Origin of the sequence: Bacillus sp. JJ1532, assembly GCF_036965085.1 — a bacterium.
Classification (GTDB): Bacteria; Bacillota; Bacilli; order Bacillales; family Cytobacillaceae; genus Cytobacillus.
On sequence record NZ_JBALOW010000136.1, the window covers coordinates 4,286 to 4,998 of the forward strand.

The following is a 713-nucleotide window of genomic DNA, read 5'->3' on the forward strand; positions in this document are numbered from 1 at the left end:
TTGTGAAAGATTGTACTTATACTAAAGAAGCAGCTTAGCGAAAGAGGCTAGGAGGAAGTTTTATATAAGCATAATACCTGCAACAGGCAGTATTCGTCGAATTAATTACAGGGAAATTACGTATAAAGCATTAATAATAACTTGAGGAGGTATCGTTGTGAACCAAAACAAAATGTTAATTGCTCAGTTTAACCCCAAATACGCTGAACAAACAGTGGCTATGTGGCGAGATAGCAAGGAAAAGGCTATTGGTCAGAAAGAAATTCACAGCTTTGAAAATCACGTTTATTATTTAAATCATATATTACCTGAACAGTGTCAAATAGATTTAGCGTTAATTGATGAAAAAGTAGTTGGGGTGGTTGCCTATAACGAAAGGGAAATAACCCAACTGTATATTCATATAGATTATCAAGGAATCGGTATAGGTCAAACATTACTAGATAAAGTAAAAGCACAATCAAGTGGGAAATTAACATTATACACATTTGAAGTAAATGAAATGCGCAACGATTTTATGAAAAACATGGATTTGAAATCATAGGTAGAGGACATGAAAATGAAGAAAATTTACCTGATATACAATATGAATGGACATCCAAATAAATGATGTAATCGGTCGCTTTAGTGATTAAAAAGCTAGAGTTCTTATTTCGACTAATGGGGTGCTTTTGTTCAATAAGACTTTGTAATAATCTTCAGCAATCGGGCGC

The 713-nt window shown here is 33.5% G+C and carries 1 pseudogene; it reads left to right on the forward strand.

Features of this window, described 5'->3' with window-relative positions:
* Positions 1 to 172: 172 nt before the first annotated feature.
* Positions 173 to 606, forward strand: a pseudogene (locus V7122_RS25285) (GNAT family N-acetyltransferase).
* The last annotated feature ends 107 nt before the right edge of the window (positions 607 to 713 follow it).